The organism is Thiovibrio sp. JS02 (assembly GCF_053485635.1).
In genome coordinates this window covers 1869797-1890143 of the sequence record NZ_CM130715.1, presented here as the reverse complement: position 1 = coordinate 1890143, position 20347 = coordinate 1869797, and the positions used below count along the sequence as shown (strand labels likewise).

The following is a 20347-nucleotide window of genomic DNA, read 5'->3' as shown; positions in this document are numbered from 1 at the left end:
TAAACAGCTTTTCGCCTGACGTTCAGAAGGCGTGGAGGGGCTTGGCGTGGATGTGAATCGCTTTTTAAAGAAGTTTCCCCTCCCTGCCGCGTGGCGCATCTATCCCGTGGTCCTGCTGGTGACGGTTTTGATTGTTCTGGTCATCGGGCATGGCTTTTATACTTCGACCCGAATCACCAACCTCTATTCGCCTCTGATCGACGCGGCGATGGAAATCAAGCTTGAGGCGACCTTCGGTCATCTCTGGCTCGAAGAAATCCTTTCCGGGGACCGGGATGCGGAGCTGAAAACCGTGTACGCTCACTACGACAAGGCTGACTGGTATGCAAAGGCCATGCTTAACGGAGGGCAAAACGAGGAGGGGTTATTTCTTCCCTTGAAGGATCCGGTGCTGCGGAAGGAGATTGCCGAAACGCACAGACAGCTGCAACGGTTTGTCGAAATCACCAAGGAACGGGTCGCAAACCATCGTGAGAATCAGGCGGGGAGCGGAATCGACCGGCAGTACGACCATGTTTTCGCCAATTTCATCCGACAGGCGGACAAGGTGGAGACCCTGCTCCAGAATCGTGTCCAGCACGAGTTGGTACGTTTCAAGGCCGTGCAGATGTTTCTGGTTGTTTTTTCCATTGTCTTTGCCATTCTTTCTTTTTTCTTTTTCAGAAAAATCGAGAAAAATGACCGCCTGCGCCGGCTTGCCATTCAGCAGATGAACGTCCAGTTGCAGCGGGAAATCGTCGAGCGGCTTGAGGCGGAAAAGGCGCTGCATCGCAGTCAGGAGCTTTACCGTCTCGCCCAGAGGGTGGCCAAGGTCGGGAGCTGGGAATTGACCGTGGCGACTGGGGAGCTGATCTGGTCCGATGAGGTGGAGCCCATGTTCGGCATGCAGCCGGGAGAGTTTGCCGGCACCTATGAGGCGTTTCTGGAATGCGTGCATCCGGAGGACCGTCCGTTGATCGTCGAGCTGGTGGCGGTCGCCATGGAGAATGATATCCCCTATGAGGTGGAACACCGTATCCTCTGGCCGGATCAGACGGAGCGCTGGCTGCAGGAAATTGGCCTTGCCTTCCGGGATCGGGAAGGCAGGCTCGTCCGGATGGTGGGCATGGTCCGCGACGTCACGGCGAGAAAGAAGGCGCAGCAGGAACGGGAGAGCCTGATCGTCGAGTTGCGGGAAGCCCTTGACAATGTCAAGACCCTCAGCGGCTTTTTGCCCATCTGCGCCTCCTGCAAACGGATCCGTGATGACAAGGGCTACTGGAACCAGATCGAGGCCTATATCCGTGACCATTCCGAAGCGCAGTTCAGCCACGGCATCTGCCCGGAATGTGTCAAAAAGCTCTATCCCTTCCTCTCCCTCGACGAAGAGGGCAAGGTGGTGGAGAGCATCCCCAAGTCCCCCTGAGCCACGATTTCTTCTTGTTCGCCCTGATCTTTCCCGTTGTCCGGCCCCATTGCGGCTTTTTGCGGCAGGATCATTTGCCGCAGCCACACTCCCCGTGTTTCTTGCCCCTGTTTTTCCTGCGCAGGCCGGCCCGGACTGAGCGGGTCAGGGGAGCGGCCGACAGGGCAAGGATGAGAAAGGCCGAGGCTAGTTGGAGCGGGTAGGGAATTATTTCGCCGGCTTGCCCGAGGGTCGCCTGCGCAGAGATTCCCGCCGCGCGATAGAGCCAGTCAACGGCCAGACCGCACAAGACCGAGACCACGGCGATACAGAACAGATAGAGGGCGGTGGATCGTTTGCCAAGCAAACCCACCAGCATCGTCAGTGAGGCGATGTTGGTGGCCGGGCCCACCAGGAGAAAGACCAGAGCCGCGCCGGGACTCACTCCCTTCAGGATCAGGGCGGCGGCAATGGGGGTGGAGGCGGTGGCACAGATATAGAGGGGAATCCCGAAGGCCAGCATGAGCAGCATGGCGGAAATCCCTCCGGTCAGATAGCTGGTGATGAGGTGGTCCGGCACCAGCACGGTGATGAGGCCCGCCAGGAAGAGGCCGGCAAAGAACCAGCCGGCCAGATCTCCCCAGAGTTCGCCAAAGGCATACCCCATGCCCGCCCGGATTTTTTCGGCAAGGCCGTGATGGGCAGCGTGTTCTTCCGGAGAACAGTTTGCGCCATTGCAGCAACCGTCAACCGCGCAACTGAGATCCGGCGTCATCAGCCGCGGCCTGGGAGGGTTCATGATGTTCTCGCTGATGCCGGCAACCATTGCCGAGATAAAGGCGGCAACCGGCCGGGCCACGGTCATGATCGGGTCGAGGAGGGCGTAGGTGATGGCGATGGAGTCCACCCCCGATTCCGGGGTGGAGACCAGGAAGGCGGTGGTGGCGCCGTTGTTGGCGCCCTGTTTTTTCAAGGCGGCCGCCGCGGGCAGCACCCCGCAGGAGCACAAGGGCAGGGGGATGCCGAAAAGGGCGGCCTTGAAAACCGATTTGAAGCGACCCTCCCCGAGATGGCGTGCAACATAGGCCGGGGAAAGAAAAACCTTGAGCAGCCCGCCGATGGCGATGCCGAAAAGGATGTATGTCGAGGCATCGAGGAGCAGATCCCAGGAGGCGGAGAGAATGGCAGTGAGAAATTCCATGGCTTATTCCTTGATATGTTCCAGCGCGACCCGGACAAGCTGGCCCACGTGCGTGTCGGCCAGCCGGTAATAGAGAACCGGGCCTTCCCGGCGATTGGCCACCAGGGCCATCTGTCTGAGCAGCCGCAGCTGATGACTCACCGCGGATTCGCTCACTTCGAGAAAGGCCGCCAGATCGCAGACGCACATCTCTTCCTTGAGCAAGGCCCAGAGGATTCTCAGACGGGTCGGGTCGGCAAAGGCCTTGAAAAACTGGGCAAGCCGTTCTATCTCTCCGCCGGGCAGGAGAGCATCCTTTGCGCGCCGCACCCTTTCCGTATGGATGATCCGGCATTGGCACTGATCGAGCGGGTTTTGCATGATACCTCCGGATGATATATGAGTATATGTTCATATATTGCCATTATCAGGGGTCTTGTCAAGGGGGAAGGTGAAGGCGGTGGGCGCGCAAAAAAGCAGGGCCGCACAGGTCTGCTTGCGAATATCCGGTCTCTTTCGGTCGCGTGCCGCAGGCGCCCGTCCCGTTCCGGCTGTTTTTGGGCGAATACACCGGAAACGCCTCGGTGGTCCCTGTTCGCTGCCATACCCTGCTTCAGCGATTTTCCCGCTGATCGATCTCCGGATGGATCAGGGCGGCGATGATCCCGAGGGTTCTGGCAAAAGTCATGGGCGAAGGGCTGCAGACCGAAGCCGGGTCGAGGACATGCACCCTTCCGGCCCGCGCCGCCTTCAGGACCGGCATCCGCTGCCACTTTTCTTTCTCCTCGCCTGCGATGCCCGTTTCCGAGCCCATTATGGCGATTACGATCAGATCGGGGTCTGCGGCGATCACCTTTTCAGGGTTCAGCACTCCGGAGCGCTGGTCGGCGGCGATGTTGAGGCCTCCGGCCAGGGCGATGAAATCGTGGGTGAAGGAACTTTCCAGCGAAGCAAAGAGCGGCCTGGTCCCGACCTGGAGGAAGACCTTTTTCCTGGGAAGGTGCGCCACTTTTCTCTGAACCGCCTCCACCTCGCCCCTGGCCTGATCAATGATGCGCCGGGCTTCTGCCGTTGCCCCCAACAACTGACCAAGCTCGCTGAACTGGCCGCAGATTTCCTTAAACGAGGCTGGCTGCCTGAAGCGGACAACCCGCAGTCCCAGGTTTTGCAATTGCTTGAGCTGCTCCGGCCTGGTCAGGGCGGTGGCCAGGATCAGGTCCGGCTTGAGGCTGATGATCTTCTCGATGGAAACCTGCATCACCGAGCCGATTTTTTCCTTGTGCCTCGCCGCCTCCGGCCGGACGCAGTAGCTGGTGTCGCCGACAAGACGGTCGCCTGCCCCGAGGAGATATACATTCTCGGTGTTGAGCGGCCCTAAGGAGACGATGCGCTTGGCCTGCGGCAAAGATCCTTCGCATTTTCCCGGGGAAGGGGAGAGCAGGATGAATAGGCAGAGCAGGGTAAAAATCCCTGCCTGCCCCATGGTCGAATGGGTTTCCATGCTAGAATTCATACCTGTAGCTGGCGAAGAACGCGCGGCCCGGTTTTGGAAAGCCCTTCTTTTCGTAATACTCCTCGTTGAAGAGATTATCCGCCTTTACGGTGAGCCGGTGGTTGCTCGGAAACGAGAAACCGATCACCAGATCCGCCACCGTGAAGGAGGGATACTCCACCTCCGGGTACCCGGCCGTGTTCCAGTCCGTATCCTTCATTCTCCCCTGCCGGCGGCACTGCAGTCTGGCGTCGAAAGCCCCGCCGGCATACTGCAGGCCGTAATTCACGGTGTGCTTGGCCACGTTGTGGATATCCCGCATGATGGCCGGACTCTCTTCCTCTTCCGCGGTGAGCATGTGAGTGGAATTGACGAAGAAGACAAGGGAGCGGTGCCAATGGAGAGGGGCGCCGATGTCAAGGGAAAGCTCGGTTTCAAGCCCCGCCATTTCCGCGCTGAGGCTGTTTTCGTAGGTCGTGGTGGTGGTGCTTGTCACGCTGATGATCTTGTCCCGCACATCGGTATGGAAACAGGTGAGATCGCAAGAAAGCCCCCAATCGCTCCGGTCGTAGCCGGCGCCGAAATCAAAGGTCGTGGAGGATTCCGGGTCAAGATCTGGATTGCCCTGGATCACCATGGTGACACCACCCACCGCCTCTTCCGAATAGCCTGCCAACTGGGCGGCGGTGGGTGGCACAAAGGCCTTGCCGATGGTGGTGTGGAAGCGTACGCCCTGTTTGAAGAGATAGTTCAGTCCGGCACGGGGACTGAAGGTGGAAAAGTCTTCCGAGTTGGGGGTGAAATCGGTTTTGTATGGGGTTGTTTTTGTTTCGACGGTAAAGGTATCGTGGCGGCCTCCCAGGGTTGCGGTGAGCCGCTCATCGAGGAGTTTCCAGACGGTTTCCAGATAGCCGCCCCAGTTTTCCCGGCCCTCGTCCGGGGAAGAAGGGGCTTTTCTGGTGCCGTCCTGGTTGTAGCCGCGTTTTTTCGAGTTGATATCCTGATAATCAATGCCGGCGATGAAGCGATGCCGTTTCCAGGCATATTCATCCTTGAGCTGGAACCCGAGCCAATCGGTATCCGCTTCATGGTCGCGGTGGGGCGCGACCTGGACCGGCACACTCCAGCCCGTGTAATGCTTGTGGTTTTCCGTTGTTTCGTTGGTTTTGAAGGCGGTGAGGTCGATCCGGTTGTCGGCACCCAGATTTCCGCCCAGCCGCAGGTCAAGGCCGTACCGGTCGATATCCTTATGGCCCGACTTCTTATCCCCGTCCGCGAGATCGCCGGGGGTTTCGATGTCCAGGCCCTGGTAGAGGTCGCCGCTTGCGTCAAGCCGCCAGGTCTTAGCAAGGGCTTTTCCGAGACGGAGGGCGCTGTTCCGGGTTTCATAGCCGGTATGCGCCCTGGTCTCGCCGTTTCCCATCTCATAGTCGCCGACCTGCGCAAAGCGCCTGGCCGAGAGGTCAAAGTCAAAGCCATTGCTCGATGCCCCGCCCATGGCTGTCTGCTGGCTGTTGGCCTGAAACGAGCCAAAGCCGATTTCGGCCATGCCGGTAAGCGGTCCGGTGCTCTTTCTGGTGATGATGTTGACCACCCCGCCCATGGCCTCGCCACCGTAAAGCGAGGAGGCTGGGCCTTTGAGGACTTCGATCCTTTCCACATTGTCCATGGGGATGGCCGCGAGATTGGTCGCTCCCGCCGGCCTGCCGTTGATGAGGATCAGCGAGTGCCTGGTGATGCCGAGGGCTTCGGGCCGGAAACCGCGGATGCCGATGCCCGCGAGAGCTCCGGGATATTCGACAACGCCCACCGAGCTGTTTTTTTTGAGCTTTTCGCTCAAGGTGTCGCCGGTGGTGAGTTCAAGGTCCTGGCCGTCGATCACCTCCACCTTGGCCGGGATGGTCGCGACCTTTTCCTCGCTGCGGGTGGCGGTGACCACCACCTCGTCCAGAATTGCGGTTTCTTGGGCAAAACCAGATGTGCTGAGGCAAAGGCTCAGCAGGATAAGGGAGCAGATTCCTTTTTTCATGCCCGGCCTCCTGGGAGACAGCGCCGCATGGCAAACTGGAAAACATTCCAGTCCCTGACAGACAGCAGGGTGTGTTTACAGAAACTTCTTTCGCTTGTGACCATATCCCGTTCTCCTCTTCTCTGCGCCGCATGAGCCAAGCGGCACATTGTTTGTGAGTCCGGGCAAAAAAAATCCCCGGACCAATGAAAATTGATCCGGGGATTCCCTGGTGTTCCCGCGAATAAGGTGAGCATTCCGCCCCTTGTCCGCGGGGGCAGGCTCTTATTGTTTTTCAGACAGGTCTTCTGACTCCCGGTTCGTCCTCCTTTTGCGCCTTCCCAACCTCGTCGCGGTCAGTGGCATACCTGCAAAATTCGTCCCCGGTCACAGCGGCGGGCCCGTCCCGGATTTACACCGGGTTCCCTATTAAGCTCGGTTAAGAGCATCTGAAACAGGTGGGCAAATTAATAAATGGCTTGGCAAAGAGCAAGCGGAAAAAAGGATGGGCCTCCCCAATGATATGAGGTTTTGGTCGGATGGTGAAATAAAAGTTTCGGAAAAACAGGGTATTGCGAGAGCTTCCTAGTAGCACGAAATTTATTTTTTTCACATTTTTCTTGAAACCGGAATTTGTTTCCGTTACGGTGCTACCGTTTGAAAATTTGTGTCACTGCGGTTGGGGCAGGTGGCGCGGCAGGCAGCCGGCAGCCAGGAAAGGAGAAGCCATGTTCGATTTGAGCAACGAAGAGGGGAATTCCCGTGCCCTCGATGTGCCGGTATCTACTGCCGGCCCATCTTGCTTCTCCGTCGCGACTGATAAGAGCTCAAAAATGGTCTCGGTGCGCTATCGATACCGGCGGCTGTTTTTCTTGGGGGTTTCCCTGGCGCTGCACGGGGCGGTGTTCTCGGTTTTTGCCGCATTTCCCAGGCCGCAGCAGAGCAAGGTCATTGAGATCAGCTTGCTTGAGCTGCCGTCCTCTTCCTCTTCGTTGGTTGGCCCTTTGGCCATGGACGCGCCTGCGTCTCCGGTCGGAGAAGCAAGGGCGGAAGAGAAAAAGTCGGTCAGCGCCCCCATCGCGAGGAAGTCCGTTTCCAAGGAAGCCCCAAAAAAACCGCCCCGGCCGGCGGATCGGCAGAGTCTTGCATCGGAACCTCAGCCGCAGGCAGCAATGTCAGACAAAATCGAGGCCGAAAATGAGGGAGAGGGAGCAGAGGCTGAAGTTGCCGGGGGCACGGAAACAGAGACCGGGGCGGCGGACGGTGGGGCCCTGGAAGATTTCCGCCCGGGAGCGGGAGAAGCTGGAGGAGTTGGAAAGGATGGCTTCGGGCCTGGGAATCTGAATAGCATGGGCGGTCTTCATCCTCTTGCCCAGTATCTGCAACTTGTTCGGGAGAGGATCGCCAGTTGCAAAAAATACCCTCCCCTGGCCAGACGAAGGCAGCTTGAAGGTCGGGTGGGTATCCGCTTTCTTCTTGCCGGCACTGGTGGAGCACAGGAGATCAGGGTCAGCGCAAGCTCCGGCCAAGAGATCCTCGACAGGGCCGCCATCAGGGCCGTGCAGGACGCTGCCCCCTTTCCGCCGCCGCCGGCCGGTCTGCTCGCTGGGGCTGTCGTGGTCGAACTGAACATTGTTTTTAATTTGTCGTGAATTTTTCCGCACCGGAAAAGAAAGATGAGGAGAGGGGAGATGAAAAAAGAAGCAGGAACAAAGAGATACCCGGGTTGTTGCGCCGCGCTGATTGGGGCCTTGGCCATGGCGCTGCCCGGCGGGCAGGCGCGAGCCGATGAGGATCAGCCAGGGACGACCGCGTACATGCTGGACCAGATCGTGGTCACCGGCACCAAGACCCCCCACGCTCTGCGGGATACGCCGGTGGAAACCCTGGTGGTCGACCGGGAAGAAATCGGCAAAACCAATGCCCAGAACACCATGGATGTCCTCAAAAGCATCCCCGGCGTTTCCGTATCCGCCCATGACGACACCTTCGGAACCTATACCTGGAATGCCAGGATGCGGGGACTCAGCATCAACGATGGCTACGCCCTGGTTCTGGTGGACGGCCAGAGGGTGATGGGGTCAGGGCAGAGCGGCGGCATGGGGGAATACGGCATCGGCCTCAACCAGATTCCGGTGGAGATGATCGAGAGGATCGAGGTGGTGAAAGGCCCCGGTTCAGCCCTTTATGGCAGCGACGCCATGGCCGGGGTGATCAACATCATCACCAGGAGAACCCCAAAGAAGCAGGTGGCCGGCGCCGGCGTTGCCCATGGCTGGTACGATGTCAAGGAGCGGCTCAAAAACGACGTGATCGAGGAGGCTTTCGCTGAAAACCGCAATCAGTCCCAAGCCTATGCCTATTTCGGGGACCGGCCCCTGGAAAAGGTCGGCTATCTCCTGCAGTACAGTCAGGAAAGCGGGGAGGACAACGGCCAGCGCCGGATCGACTCCGACCGCCATTCGGTGCTGGCCAAGGTGGATGTCGACCCCAGCGAGCGCCTGCGTCTTTTCGCCAAGGCAGAGGCGAGCGATTATGAAAAGGAGGACGACCGCAAGGAAAAGAGCTACCGGCTCGCTGGCGGTGCGGACTGGCAGGCGGGCGTGGCCCACTTTTTCTCGCTCAAGGGCTACACCTACAACTGGGACTTCGACCACGGCTATCTCGACAACACCTATGGCCACAAGACAGGGGATATCGGCTACCGCCAGGTGGAGGGGCAATACACCTGGAGTGCAGATGAGATCCACACCCTGACCACTGGCGCGGAATTCCAGAATCAGGCCATCGATTTTAGCATCGACAACGCGGACGGCAGCACCATCGGCGTCGATCGGGGCATTGAGATCGCGAGCCTCTATCTTCAGGATGAAATGATCCTGCCCGGCGGGGCGTTGACCCTGGTGCCAGGCGTTCGCTACGACGATCACAGCGTCTTCGGGGATGAGGTCAACCCCAAGCTCAGCGCCATGTACCGGCTCTCTGCGGCAACCAGCCTGCGGGTCTCGGCGGGCCGGGCATTCAAATCTCCCACCATCCGCCAGCTTTACTACGATGCTCCCTACGCGCATGGCTCCTATTATGTGCAATCCAATCCGGACCTCAAGCCGGAAACGGCCATCGGTTATTCGACGGCGGTGGAGCATTGGCTCAAAGAGGGCAGCGCCATGGGCAGCGTCGGGTATTTCCGCAACGATATCAGGGAGATGGTGGCCCGCGAAGATACCGGCACTCTCCATAACGGCCTGCCGCTTCAGATTTATCGGAACGTCGAGAAGGCCACCACCCAGGGCATAGAACTTCTTGCCAGATTCTGGCTGGCGGACAGCCTTTCCCTGGCGCTCGCCTATACCTATACCGATTCGGAAAACAGGGAAAACGGCAAGAACCTCACCCATACTCCGGAGCACCAGATGGGCCTGACCCCGGCCTACGGGCTGAAGGACTACGGAATAGGGATGAGCGCCACTGTTTCCCAGGTTTCACGCCAGTATACCAATACCGACAATACCGCCGAAATCGGCGGTCATACCGTGGTGGACGCCAAGGTTTACAAGCTCTTGCGCGACACTGCCAAGCTCTCCCTGGAGGCGGACAATGTTTTCGATTCGGACAAGGGTGATGAAGGCAACTTCCGGACCGGCCGGACCTTTATGTTGAAGCTTGATCTTACCTTTTAACTTTACCTGTTGATGGAGAAAAAAATGAATGCATGGACCAAGAGATTGCCCTGCTGGCTGACTGTCAGCGTTCTTACCCTTACCCTCCTTGGGGCTCAAGAGGCTTGCGCCCATTATCCTTGGATCGAGATGGAAAACTACGCGCCTGCCGCCCAGGGTGCCCAGCCGTTCCATATCGGTTGGGGCCATACCTTCCCCTCTGAAAACTTTCTCGCCGCCGACGACCTGGAGGAGATCTTCATCCTTTCCGCAACCGGCGCCAAAATCCCGGTGGCCCCGGAGTCGGCCACGGAGTTTATCAGTCGGCAAGCGCTGGCGGACGGGGCATATCTGGTCGCCGGTCGGCGGAAATCGAGCTTTTATACCAAGACCGTCGACGGCGGCAAGAGGCAATCCAAAAAAGGACTGGACAACGTGGTCAAATGCTCCTGGTCAACCATGAGCATGAAGGGGATCGTCAATGTGGGGGCGCGGCAGGAGGCGGTTGACCAGGCGGTCGGCCATCCCCTGGAGATCATTCCCCTGGTCAATCCGGCCCGGCTCAAGGTCGGAGATACCCTGCCTGTCCGCGTTCTCTTCAAGGGCCAACCCTTCAGCGGCGAGATGGCGGCAGTCTATCATGGCCATGCCGACAAGAAAGAAAGCCAGGCCCCTTCCATCACTACCGACCAAAACGGCCGGGGGGGAATCACCCTCGGCGCGCCCGGCATCTGGCTTCTCAGGATTCAGCATGAGTTGCCTTTTTCCCAGCCCGAGGAATGCGATGCGGAGTCCTATGTGGCAACCCTGACCTTTAGCGTCAGATAGGATCGAGCAGGGGTCGCGGCGTCCCACCTGCCGCCGCGACCCCTCGCATCCCGGAGAACAACAATGCGCCGCACCCTTGCCTTAATATTTCTCTTGCTGCCCCTCGCCATTGCCACAGATACCCACGCCCATGCCATCCATTACCGGGTGGAGAACCGGGGAATCAGCGCCAGGGTCTTCTACGGACCGGACGATCCGGCCAGCTATAGCGCTTACGAGGTCGTCGGGCCGGGGGATACCATGCCGCACCAGAAGGGAAGGACGGACCGGAACGGCATCGTCTCCTTTCTGCCCGACCGGCCGGGTACGTGGCGGATAACGCTGACGGACGAGTCCGGGCACGGCGTCCATGCCGCCGCCATCACCGTACAGGTCGATGAAAACCTCTATATGTCCTCCTTTGACAAACCCCTGGTGGCGCAACACACCAAGGCCTTTGTCGGCATGAGCATCCTGCTCTTCGTCTTCAGCCTTTGGGTGCTCGTCCGTAAGCGGGAAAGTCGAAGAGGTGATCGTTCGTCTCGATCATTTGAATAGAAAAATACAATAAAATAACCTGTCTGTTTTCGGAATATTCGATTTGACTTTAGCAGGTTATGCCACTACCCTTGCCGTTCACGAACGACTCTTTTTTTAAAGATTCACATTCAGGGAGAACCGTTTTGCAGCGCAGATTGCCACAGATATGAGCAAGCATCCGGCGAAAGCCGGCCGGCCCGGTGCGGGTCGGGCGATATTGCGGCTCTCCCTGCCCGATGGGCGTTCCGGTGCGTCAATACGGTTAGCTCGCCTCTCCGCTGACGTTGTCCGCCGCTATGCAGCAGAGCCGCGGCATTTCCGGAATTTTTCCGGCAACGTACAGTGAAGGAGGAAGTATGAACGCTCCCGTTTCCAGCCCGTCCGCCCAGCGGACGGTCGGTTCGGTTCTGGTGGTCGGCGGCGGGGTGGCCGGGGTGCAGGCCGCCCTCGATCTCAGTGAACTCGGCTACAAGGTCTGGCTGGTCGAAAAATCCGGGGCCATCGGCGGGGTCATGGCCAGGCTCGACAAGACCTTTCCCACCAACGACTGTTCCCTCTGCATCCTGGCCCCCAAGCTGGTGGAAGCGGGCCGCGACCCCAACATCGAGATCCTGACCCTGGCCGAACTGGTCGAACTGAGGGGAGAACCGGGCAGCTTCACCGCCACGATCCGAAAAAAACCCCGCTACATCGACGAGGAGGCCTGCACCGGCTGCGGCCAGTGCACCCTCTACTGCCTGAAGCAAATCGGCAACGACTTCAACGAGAACCTCGAAAAGAGCCACGCGGCCCACATCGACTACTCCCAGGCCGTGCCCACCTCCTATTACATCGACGCCAAGGCCTGCCTCAGGCTCAATTATGAGACCTGCGGCCTGTGCGCGGTTGCCTGCCAGGCCAAGGCCATCCGCTTCGACGACACCGAAAAAACCCTGAAGCTGCCGGTGGGCGCGGTGATCCTCGCCCCGGGCTTCGGCCGGGTGAGCAACGAGGTCTTGTCCCGCTACGGTTACGGCCGTTTCAGCGACGTGGTCACCGCCTTTGAGCACGAGCGCTTGATGTGCGCCTCCGGCCCCACCGGCGGCGAGATCCTCCGCCTCTCCGACCGAAAGCACCCCAAGAAGATCGCCTTTCTGCAGTGCATCGGCTCCCGGGACGAGAACTGCGGCAACAACTACTGTTCCGCGGTCTGCTGCATGTACGCCATCAAGCAGGCCTCGCTCGCCCGCGAGCATGATCCGGAGTGCGAGATCACCCTCTTTTTCATGGATGTCCGCACCCACGGCAAGGGATTCGACGCGGCCCGGGAGCGGGCGATCAGGGAAGGCGATTTCCGGGTGATCCATGCCCGGCCGCCCAAGGTCGAGGATGTCTTCGACGGAGGCCTGTTGCTCACCTGGGCCACGGAGGACGGCGGGCATCACAGCGAGAAGTTCGACCTGGTGGTGCTCTCTCAGGGGCTGGAAGCGCCGGATGACGCGGAAGGGCTGGCCAGGGCCGCCGGCATCGACCTCAACGAATACCTCTTTGCCCAAACCGACACCTATGCGCCCCTGGCCACCAGTCGGCCGGGTGTATACGTGATCGGCGCTTTCCAGGGGCCCAAGGATATCCCGGATTCGGTCACCCAGGCCGGCGGGGCCGCGGCTCTCTGCGCCGGCCTGCTTGCCGTAGCCCGGGGCAGCGAAGCCACCAAGGCAAGCTTCCCACCGGAACAGGACATCGGCGACGAGGAGCCGCGCGTCGGCGTTTTTGTCTGCCACTGCGGGATCAACATCGGCGGGGTGGTCAAGGTGCCTTCGGTGACGGAGTACGCGAGAACCTTGCCCCACGTGGTCTATGCCACCGACAATCTCTACTCCTGTTCCCAGGATACCCAGCGTCTGCTGGTGGAGACCATCCACCAGCACCGGCTCAACCGGCTGGTGGTGGCAGCCTGCACTCCCCGCACCCACGAGCCCCTCTTCCAAGCCACCCTGCGGGAGGCGGGGCTGAACCGCTCCCTCTTCGAGATGGCCAACATCCGCGATCAGTGCTCCTGGGTGCACATGCATGAGCCCGAGGCGGCCACCGAAAAGGCCAAGGACGCGGTGCGCATGGCCGTAGCCAAGGCAGTCCATCTTACCGCCCTGGCCGAACAGCAGTTGCCGGTGACCCCGGCGGCCCTGGTGGTGGGCGGCGGGCTCGCGGGCATGACTGCGGCCATGGCCATTGCCGGGCAGGGTTTCGCGGTGACGCTGGTGGAGCGGGAAAAAGAGCTGGGCGGCTGGGCCATGCTGCTCACCGCCGACCGTTTTGGTCATGATCCGCGCCAGGCCATGACCGGGCTGATCGGCCGGGTCAAAAAACATCCGAAAATATCGGTGCATACCAGTGCTGAAGTCGCGGCGGTGTCCGGCTACGTGGGCAACTTCACCACCACCGTGGCCACGGGCAAGGAGAGCATCGTGGTCAACCACGGCGTTCTCGTGCTCGCCACCGGCGGCCGGCCCTACGAGCCGACCCAGTATCACCGGGGCGAATCCCCCAGGATTCTCAGCCAGCTGGAACTGGAGAAGAAACTCGCCGCCGGCCAGCCGCTGCCCAAAACCGCGAAACAGGTGGTGATGATCCAGTGCGTGGGCTCACGTGGCGAGGATCTTTCCTATTGCAGCCGGGTCTGCTGCGGCCAGGCTTTGAAGAACAGCCTGCGCCTCAAAAAACTGCGACCTGAGCTTGGCGTCACCGTGCTCTACCGCGACATGCGGGCCTACGGCTTTCTGGAGGATGATTATCGGGCGGCCCGGGAGGCCGGGGTGATCTTCAGCCGCTACCACGAGGAGAACAGGCCGGAGGTCAATTTGGCCAAGGGCGGCGCGGTTCTGGTCCGTTATTACGATCCGCTGCTGGGGGAAGATGTGGAGGTGGCCGCCGATCTCCTGGTGCTCTCGGTGGGCATCGTGCCGGAAGACCCTGCCATCCTCGCGCGGATGCTCAAGGTGCCGGTGACCGCCGAAAAATTCTTCCTGGAGGCGCACGTCAAGCTTCAGCCGGTGGACCTGCCGGTGGATGGCACCTATGTCTGCGGTCTGGCCCATTCGCCGCGGTCCATGGCCGAGAGCATCGCCCAGGCCCAGGCCGCGGCCGGCCGGGCCTGCCAGCCCCTGGCCCGTGGCTCCATCACCCCGGCACCCATCGTCTCCAAAGTTGATCCGGACAAGTGCATCGGCTGCGGGGCCTGCGAGACCTTCTGCCCCTACAAGGCCATCGAAATATACAAGGCCGACAAAGGCCGCAAGGCCAGGACGCTGACCGCCTCCTGCAAGGGTTGCGGGGTCTGCGCGGCCAGGTGCCCCACCATGGCCATCGACATGGGCCGTTTCACCTTCGAGGGCATCATGGCGCAGATCAAGGCCTTTGGCGCGGCATGAAAGCCGGATTTTTTTCAGTTGAATGAATCTGTTGGCAATACAATCGCATGGAGGAAACCGCATGAAGACAAAATTTATACTTTGGACCCTTGTCTGCGCCCTGTTTTCGGCGACAGCCGCCCAAGGAGCAGAGGTTGCCGGCCGCATGGTGATGGAGGTCGATCTCTCCGCTCATCCCGCCGGCCAGGAGGCAAGGCTCTGGATTCCTTACCCTGTTTCTTCGCCGGAGCAGGAAATCAGCGATATCCGGGTAACAGGAGACTTTGCCGAATCCGCGGTATATGCCGACCGGCAACACCAGACTCCGATTCTCTATGTCCGCTGGAACAAGGGGAGCAGCAGTCGTAAGATGGAATTCTCCTATACGGCCGTGCGGCAGGAGGTTGGTCGCCGCGATTTTCCGAAAAAGGAATCCCCTTGGAGTGCAGACGATTACCGCGAGTGGCTGGCCCCCACCTCGCTGGCCCCCCTCGACGGACCGGTCGGTACCTTGGCCCGTGAAATAACCCGGGGAAAAAAGACTGTGCTGGCAAAGGCGCGGGCGATCTATGACTGGACCTGCGAGAATATGTACCGCGATCCGGACACCCGCGGCTGCGGCAAGGGTGATGTCTGCTCCCTGCTGCAAAAGCCGGGCGGCAAATGTACGGACATCCACTCGGTTTTCGTCGCTCTCTGCCGCGCTGCCGGGGTGCCGGCCCGGGAGATTTTCGGTATCCGGATGGGCAAGGAGCCGGTGGTCGATGTCACCGGTTGGCAGCACTGCTGGGCGGAATTTTATCTTCCCGGCTACGGCTGGGTGCCGGTGGATCCCGCTGACGTGCGCAAGGCCATGCTGACCAAGGGGTTGCCCCTGGAGCATCCGGAAATCGTGACGCTGCGTAATTATTACTGGGGGGGCTGGGACGCTTACCGGGTCGAGTTGAGCCGGGGTCGTGACGTGCGTCTTTCCCCCGCCCAGGCAGGAGAACCGTTAAACAACTTTGGCTATCCCTATGCCGAGCTTGACGGTAAGCACCTCGATTGGCTCGATTCCAGGAACTTTCATTACGCCATCACCTACCGGCAGCAGGACAACAGGGAACAATAAGCAATGACCATGGAACACAACCCCAGAATTTTAGGCTTTCTCTGCAACTGGTGCTGCTACACCGCCGCCGATTCGGCCGGGGTGGGCCGCTACCAGTATCCCCCGAATCTCAGGGTCATTCGCATGATGTGCACCGGCCGCCTCGATCCCTCCTTCCCGTTGGAAGGTTTGGCCAATGGCGCCGACGGCATCTTCGTCGGCGGCTGCCATCCCGGCGAGTGCCATTACATCGACGGCAACTACCACGGCCTGGTTTCCGCCGCCCTGGTCCACGAGATGCTGGCGCGGCTGGGGGTAAGGAGGGAGCGTTTCCTCATCGACTGGGCCTCGGCCGCCGAGGGGCCGAACTTCGTGAAGATCATCACCGCTTTCACCAAACAAGTGGCGGCCCTTGGTCCCCTGGGTGCGGCGGAAGGACTGGAAACCGAGGTCCTGCGCCTCCGCCTGGCCGAAGCGGCCGAGGCGGCCAGAGGGCGCAAGATCAGGACCGGCCTCATCAACGCCAGCCGCGAGATGAGGCAGGGCGGCGATTTCTCCCGCAAAACCATTGCCGGTCTGGTGGCGGACAAATGCGCCAAGGCACTGGAAGAGTCGTTCGGGGCAGGAAACTGATGGAGTGCACCACCATTTCTCTCACCGTTGACGGCCGGCCGGTGAGCGCTCCGGCCACCGCCACCATCATGGAGGCGGCGGGACTGGCTGGAATCGAGATTCCCAGCCTTTGCCACCTGCCGCCGGGCCGCGAGGACGCCAAGCGCCCCTGCCTTCTTTGTCTGGTGGAGGTGGACGGCAAACAGCGCCGGTCCTGCCGGACCCAGGCCCAGGCGGGGATGGTGATCGAGACCGTGACTCCGGCCCTCAAAAAACACCGGGCCGAACGGTTGCAACAACTGGCCTCGGTCCACTACGGCGATTGCAAGGCGCCCTGCAACCTTACCTGCCCCGGCGGAATCAATGTTCAGGGCTATGTCCACCTGGTGGCCAGGGGCGAGTATGCGGCGGCCTTAGGCCTGATTCGGGAGAAGAACTCCTTGGCCGGCCTGGTCTGCCGGGTCTGCCCAGGATTTTGCGAGACCCGCTGCCGCCGGGCCCTGCTCGACGAACCCATCGCCATCAACCACCTCAAACGCTTCGTGGTGGAATACGCCGAGCGGCACGGGCTGCCGCCGGAGCGGCCAGGCGTACCGACCGGCCATAATGTCGCGATCATCGGCGGCGGCCCGGCCGGTCTGTCGGCCGCCTGTGTCCTGCGCCGCTTCGGCCACAGCGTCACCATCTTCGAGGCCGCCAGCGAGTTGGGCGGCATGGCCCGCTTCGCCATTCCCTCCTTCAAGCTGCCGACAAAGGCGGTGCGGCGGGAAGTGGAAAACATCGTGGCCATGGGGGTCCATGTCCGGGCCGGGAAACGTTGGGGCCGGGATTTCAGTCTGGCCGATCTCAAGGAACAGGGATTTAAGACGATCTTTATCGCCGCCGGCATGGGCCGCCAGAAGAGTCTCAAGATTCCGGGCGGCGAGGCGGCCATGGACGGCCTTGTCTTCCTGGCCCAGGTGGCCACCGGCAACCAGCCCCCCCTCTCCGGCAAGGTTCTCATCGTTGGCGGCAGCAGAGTGGCGGTGGAGGCGGCCCGTTTGGCCCTGCGCCTAGGTGGGGCCGAGGTCACCGTGGTCCATGACCGTTCCCGGTTGGAGATGGCGGCCCACCAGCGGGATGTGGCCGAGGCGGAGAAGGAGGGGGTGCGCTTCTTCCTCATGGCCACCCCATTGGCCCTGCGCCGGGAGGACGAGGAGCTGACGGTTGAGCTGGCCCGGACCGTGCTTTCCGAAGCCGACGCGGCTGGGGTGCGTCGGCCGGTACCTGTTGAGGGTTCTGGTCTTGTCTGGAACGGCGTCTTGGTCATCAATGCCTTGGGCCAGGAAGGGGATGACGGCTTTCGCGCCTTTGGCGAGCTGGAGGCCAGCCTTGAGCTGACGCCCCGCCTGACCATCAAGGCCGAGCCCACATCCTTAAAGACCAATCTGCCCGGCATCTACGCTGGCGGCGAGGTGGTCAGCGGGCCGCGCTCGCTGATCCAGGCGGTGGACGCGGGCCGGAGGGCCGCCGAGGCCATCCACCGCGAACTGGCCGGGGACTTCCCGCAGCCTCTTGACAGTCGCTTCAATTTCAGCCGGGGCAAGAAGTTCGAGGAGGTGGACATGGTCAACTTCCAGGGCTTCCCGCTTTTGTTGAGCGAGCAGATGCCGGCCCGGCCGCCGGAGCGGCGGATCACCGACTTTGCCGAGGTGGAGCTGGGCTTCACCGAGGAGATGGCGGTGCGGGAGGCCAAACGCTGTCTGGCTTGTGGTTGCTTGGGTCTGGCCAAATGCGAATTGCGGCCACTCTGCGCCGAATACAAGGTGCCGGCCACGCTGGCGCCGGGGCGCCGTCTGGCCGCGCCGGACGATGCGCACCGTTTCATCGCCATCGACCCCAACCGCTGCGTGGCCTGCCATCGCTGCGAAAGGGCCTGCGAGTTCGGGTCCTGCGCGGTTTTTTATGCGGAGGAAGAGGGGCGGCTTGTCAACCTTCGCCTCACTATCAACGACAACTGCGTCTCCTGTGGCGCCTGCGTCGATGCCTGCCCCACCGGCGCTCTCAGCAAAAAGCAATCGGGCCTGCCCCTCCTGCCCGGCGAGGCCACCGAGACGGCCAGCGTCTGCACCTATTGCGGCACCGGCTGCGAGGTGGCGATCACGACGAAGCAGGGGGTGTTGCTGGAGGTCAAGGCCGGGCCGGAGAGCCCGCCCAACCATGGCGATCTCTGCGTCAAGGGCCGCTTCGGCTTCGATTTTTACCGCCACCCGGAGCGGCTCACTCACCCGTTGATCCGGGAACGGATTGACGAGCCTTTTCGCAGGGCCACCTGGCAGGAGGCCCTCGATTTCGCCGGCCGCCGTTTCGCCCTGATCCGCGAAACATACGGCCCCGAGGCCCTGGGGGTGCTCTCCTCCTCCCGCTGCGAAAACGAGGTCAACTACCTGGCCCAGAAATTCTGTCGTCTGGTCTTCAAAAGCAACTCGGTGGACAACTGCGCCCGGGTCTGCCATGCCCCCTCTGTGAGCGGCCTGCGCATCGCCCTGGGGAGCGGCGCCGCCACCAACTCTTTGAGCGATATCGAGGGGGCCGAGGTGCTGTTGATCTGCGGCTCCAACACCAGCGAGGCCCACCCGGTGGTGGGGATGAAGGTGCGACGGGCTGTGGAAAACGGCGCCAAGCTCATCGTCATCGACCCCAGGCGCACCGAAATGGCGGCCAAGGCCGACATCTGGTTGCGGCTGGTGCCGGGCACCAATGTTCCGCTCCTGAATTCCCTGCTCCATGCCATCCTGGACGAGGGTCTGGAAAATAGGGAATTCATCGCCAACCGGACTGAAAACCTGGAGGTGGTTCGCCAGCATGTGGCGGCCTATGCGCCGGAAGCCATGGTGGAACAGACCGGGGTCGGCCCGGATTTGGTGCGCCAAGCGGCCCGTCTTTACTGCGGGACGCAAAAGGGGATGATCCTCTACGGCCTCGGGGTCACCGAGCACCGCAACGGCACCCAGGGGGTGATGGGCCTTGCCAACCTCGCTCTTGCCAGCGGCAATGTCGGCCGGCCCAATGCCGGCATCAGCCCGCTACGGGGCCAGAACAATGTTCAGGGCTCCTGCGACATGGGCGCCTTGCCTTACGTTTTGCCGGGGTATCAGGATGTGGCGGATGTTGCGGCCAGGGAGCGGTTGGGCCAGGCCTGGGGCGCGGAGCTGCCGGCCAATCAAGGGCTCACCGAACCGGAGATGTACGAAGCGGCCAGGGCGGGCCGTTTCAAGGGGATGTATTGCATCGGCTACGACCCCCTCCACACCCAGGCCGATCTCCACAACATCCGCGCCGCCTACGCCAGGATGGAGATGGTGGTGGTGCAGGATATCTTCCTCACCAAAACGGCGGAGATGGCCCATGTGGTGCTGCCGGCCGCCTGTTTCTATGAAAAGGACGGCACCTTCACCAATGCCGAGCGCCGGGTGCGCCGGATCAGGAAGGCGGTGGCGTCGCCGGGCGAGGCCCTGCCCGACTGGGAGATCGTCTGCCGCCTTTCCACCGCCATGGGCTACCCCATGCGCTACGACAGCCCGGCCAGGATCATGGAGGAGGTCGCCCGTTGCACCCCGATTTTGGGCGGCATCCGTTACGAGCGGCTGGAAGGCGAAGGGTTGATCTGGCCCTGCCCGGACCGGAACCACCCCGGCACCCCCATCCTGCACCAGGAGAGTTTCACCCGGGGCAAGGGCCGTTTTTCTGTGCTGGGCAACGTGGAAACCCTGGAGCAGCCCGACGGCGAATATCCGTTCATCCTGATCACCGGCCGCCGGCTCGCCCATTACAACAACGGCACCATGACCAGGCGCTGCCGGGGGCTGCTCTCCCTGGAGCCCCAAGAGGCGGTGGAGGTGCATCCGGATGACGCGGCGAGGTTGGGAGTAGAGGATGGCCGCCGGGTCAGGGTGGTTTCCCGCCGGGGCGCCATCGAGGTCATGGCGCGTGTCACGGGGCGCAGCCGTCCAGGATCGGTGTTCATGGCTTTCCACCATGCCGATTCCCTGGTCAATCTGCTCACCAGCCCCGGCGTGGACGAAATAGCCGGCACCCCGGAGTACAAGGCCTGCGCGGTGCGCCTGACGCCGGTTTCTCGCAATCCGTAACAGGGAGAGTCCGGTTGACTCTTCCCGGCAATGAATAAGCGGGCGCGGACGCCCAA

General features: G+C 61.4%; 15 protein-coding genes and 1 riboswitch. Of the genes, 9 read left to right on the top strand and 6 right to left on the bottom strand.

Features of this window, described 5'->3' with window-relative positions; genetic code table 11:
- Window positions 1-46 precede the first annotated feature (46 nt).
- Window positions 47-1405 (top strand): PAS domain-containing protein, encoded by a 1359-nt coding sequence (locus tag ACUUL3_RS08800; RefSeq protein ID WP_448550614.1) that lies wholly within the window; start codon window positions 47-49, stop codon window positions 1403-1405.
- A gap of 70 nt (window positions 1406-1475) precedes the next feature.
- Here ACUUL3_RS08800 and ACUUL3_RS08795 read toward each other — a convergent pair whose 3' ends face one another.
- The 6 genes from ACUUL3_RS08795 to ACUUL3_RS08770 form a co-directional block, all read right to left on the bottom strand.
- The gene (locus ACUUL3_RS08795) at window positions 1476-2585 is read right to left on the bottom strand and encodes an SO_0444 family Cu/Zn efflux transporter (protein ID WP_448550613.1); all 1110 of its coding nucleotides are present in this window, start codon (window positions 2583-2585) and stop codon (window positions 1476-1478) included.
- Between the two features lie 3 nt (window positions 2586-2588).
- Window positions 2589-2945: an ArsR/SmtB family transcription factor gene (locus ACUUL3_RS08790; RefSeq protein WP_448550612.1), complete on the bottom strand. Its 357-nt coding sequence runs from the start codon at window positions 2943-2945 to the stop codon at window positions 2589-2591.
- Window positions 2946-3177: 232 nt separating this feature from the next.
- A complete protein-coding gene (locus tag ACUUL3_RS08785) occupies window positions 3178-4065 on the bottom strand; it encodes an ABC transporter substrate-binding protein (protein WP_448550611.1) in 888 nt (295 codons plus the stop codon).
- Between the two features lies 1 nt (window position 4066).
- Window positions 4067-6085 (bottom strand): TonB-dependent receptor plug domain-containing protein, encoded by a 2019-nt coding sequence (locus tag ACUUL3_RS08780; protein WP_448550610.1) that lies wholly within the window; start codon window positions 6083-6085, stop codon window positions 4067-4069.
- A 260-nt stretch (window positions 6086-6345) separates the two neighbouring features.
- A riboswitch (cobalamin riboswitch) is annotated at window positions 6346-6532 on the bottom strand.
- 379 nt (window positions 6533-6911) lie between these two features.
- Window positions 6912-7076 carry a hypothetical protein gene (locus tag ACUUL3_RS08775; RefSeq protein ID WP_448550609.1) on the bottom strand — a complete coding sequence of 55 codons (165 nt, stop codon included), beginning with the start codon at window positions 7074-7076 and terminating at the stop codon, window positions 6912-6914.
- Between the two features lie 163 nt (window positions 7077-7239).
- A complete protein-coding gene (locus tag ACUUL3_RS08770; RefSeq protein ID WP_448550608.1) occupies window positions 7240-7428 on the bottom strand; it encodes a hypothetical protein in 189 nt (62 codons plus the stop codon).
- Here ACUUL3_RS08770 and ACUUL3_RS08765 point away from each other — a divergent pair.
- The 8 genes from ACUUL3_RS08765 to fdhF all read left to right on the top strand — a co-directional run bounded on the left by ACUUL3_RS08765 (window position 7414) and on the right by fdhF (window position 20291).
- Window positions 7414-7716: an energy transducer TonB gene (locus ACUUL3_RS08765; RefSeq protein WP_448550607.1), complete on the top strand. Its 303-nt coding sequence runs from the start codon at window positions 7414-7416 to the stop codon at window positions 7714-7716. The genes ACUUL3_RS08770 and ACUUL3_RS08765 overlap by 15 nt on opposite strands.
- Window positions 7717-7755: 39 nt before the next feature.
- Entirely contained in the window at window positions 7756-9744 is a 1989-nt protein-coding gene (locus ACUUL3_RS08760; protein WP_448550606.1) for a TonB-dependent receptor plug domain-containing protein, read from the top strand.
- A gap of 24 nt (window positions 9745-9768) precedes the next feature.
- Window positions 9769-10551: a DUF4198 domain-containing protein gene (locus tag ACUUL3_RS08755; RefSeq protein ID WP_448550605.1), complete on the top strand. Its 783-nt coding sequence runs from the start codon at window positions 9769-9771 to the stop codon at window positions 10549-10551.
- A gap of 63 nt (window positions 10552-10614) precedes the next feature.
- Window positions 10615-11088 carry a hypothetical protein gene (locus ACUUL3_RS08750; RefSeq protein WP_448550604.1) on the top strand — a complete coding sequence of 158 codons (474 nt, stop codon included), beginning with the start codon at window positions 10615-10617 and terminating at the stop codon, window positions 11086-11088.
- 338 nt (window positions 11089-11426) lie between these two features.
- A complete protein-coding gene (locus ACUUL3_RS08745) occupies window positions 11427-14480 on the top strand; it encodes an FAD-dependent oxidoreductase (protein ID WP_448550603.1) in 3054 nt (1017 codons plus the stop codon).
- 61 nt (window positions 14481-14541) lie between these two features.
- Window positions 14542-15570: a transglutaminase-like domain-containing protein gene (locus ACUUL3_RS08740; protein ID WP_448550602.1), complete on the top strand. Its 1029-nt coding sequence runs from the start codon at window positions 14542-14544 to the stop codon at window positions 15568-15570.
- Between the two features lie 3 nt (window positions 15571-15573).
- Window positions 15574-16182, top strand: coding sequence for a hydrogenase iron-sulfur subunit (locus tag ACUUL3_RS08735; RefSeq protein WP_448550601.1), 609 nt, complete (start codon window positions 15574-15576; stop codon window positions 16180-16182).
- Window positions 16182-20291, top strand: a complete 4110-nt coding sequence (gene fdhF / locus ACUUL3_RS08730; protein ID WP_448550600.1) for a formate dehydrogenase subunit alpha — start codon at window positions 16182-16184, stop codon at window positions 20289-20291. The genes ACUUL3_RS08735 and fdhF overlap by 1 nt, the downstream gene beginning before the upstream one ends.
- The last annotated feature ends 56 nt before the right edge of the window (window positions 20292-20347 follow it).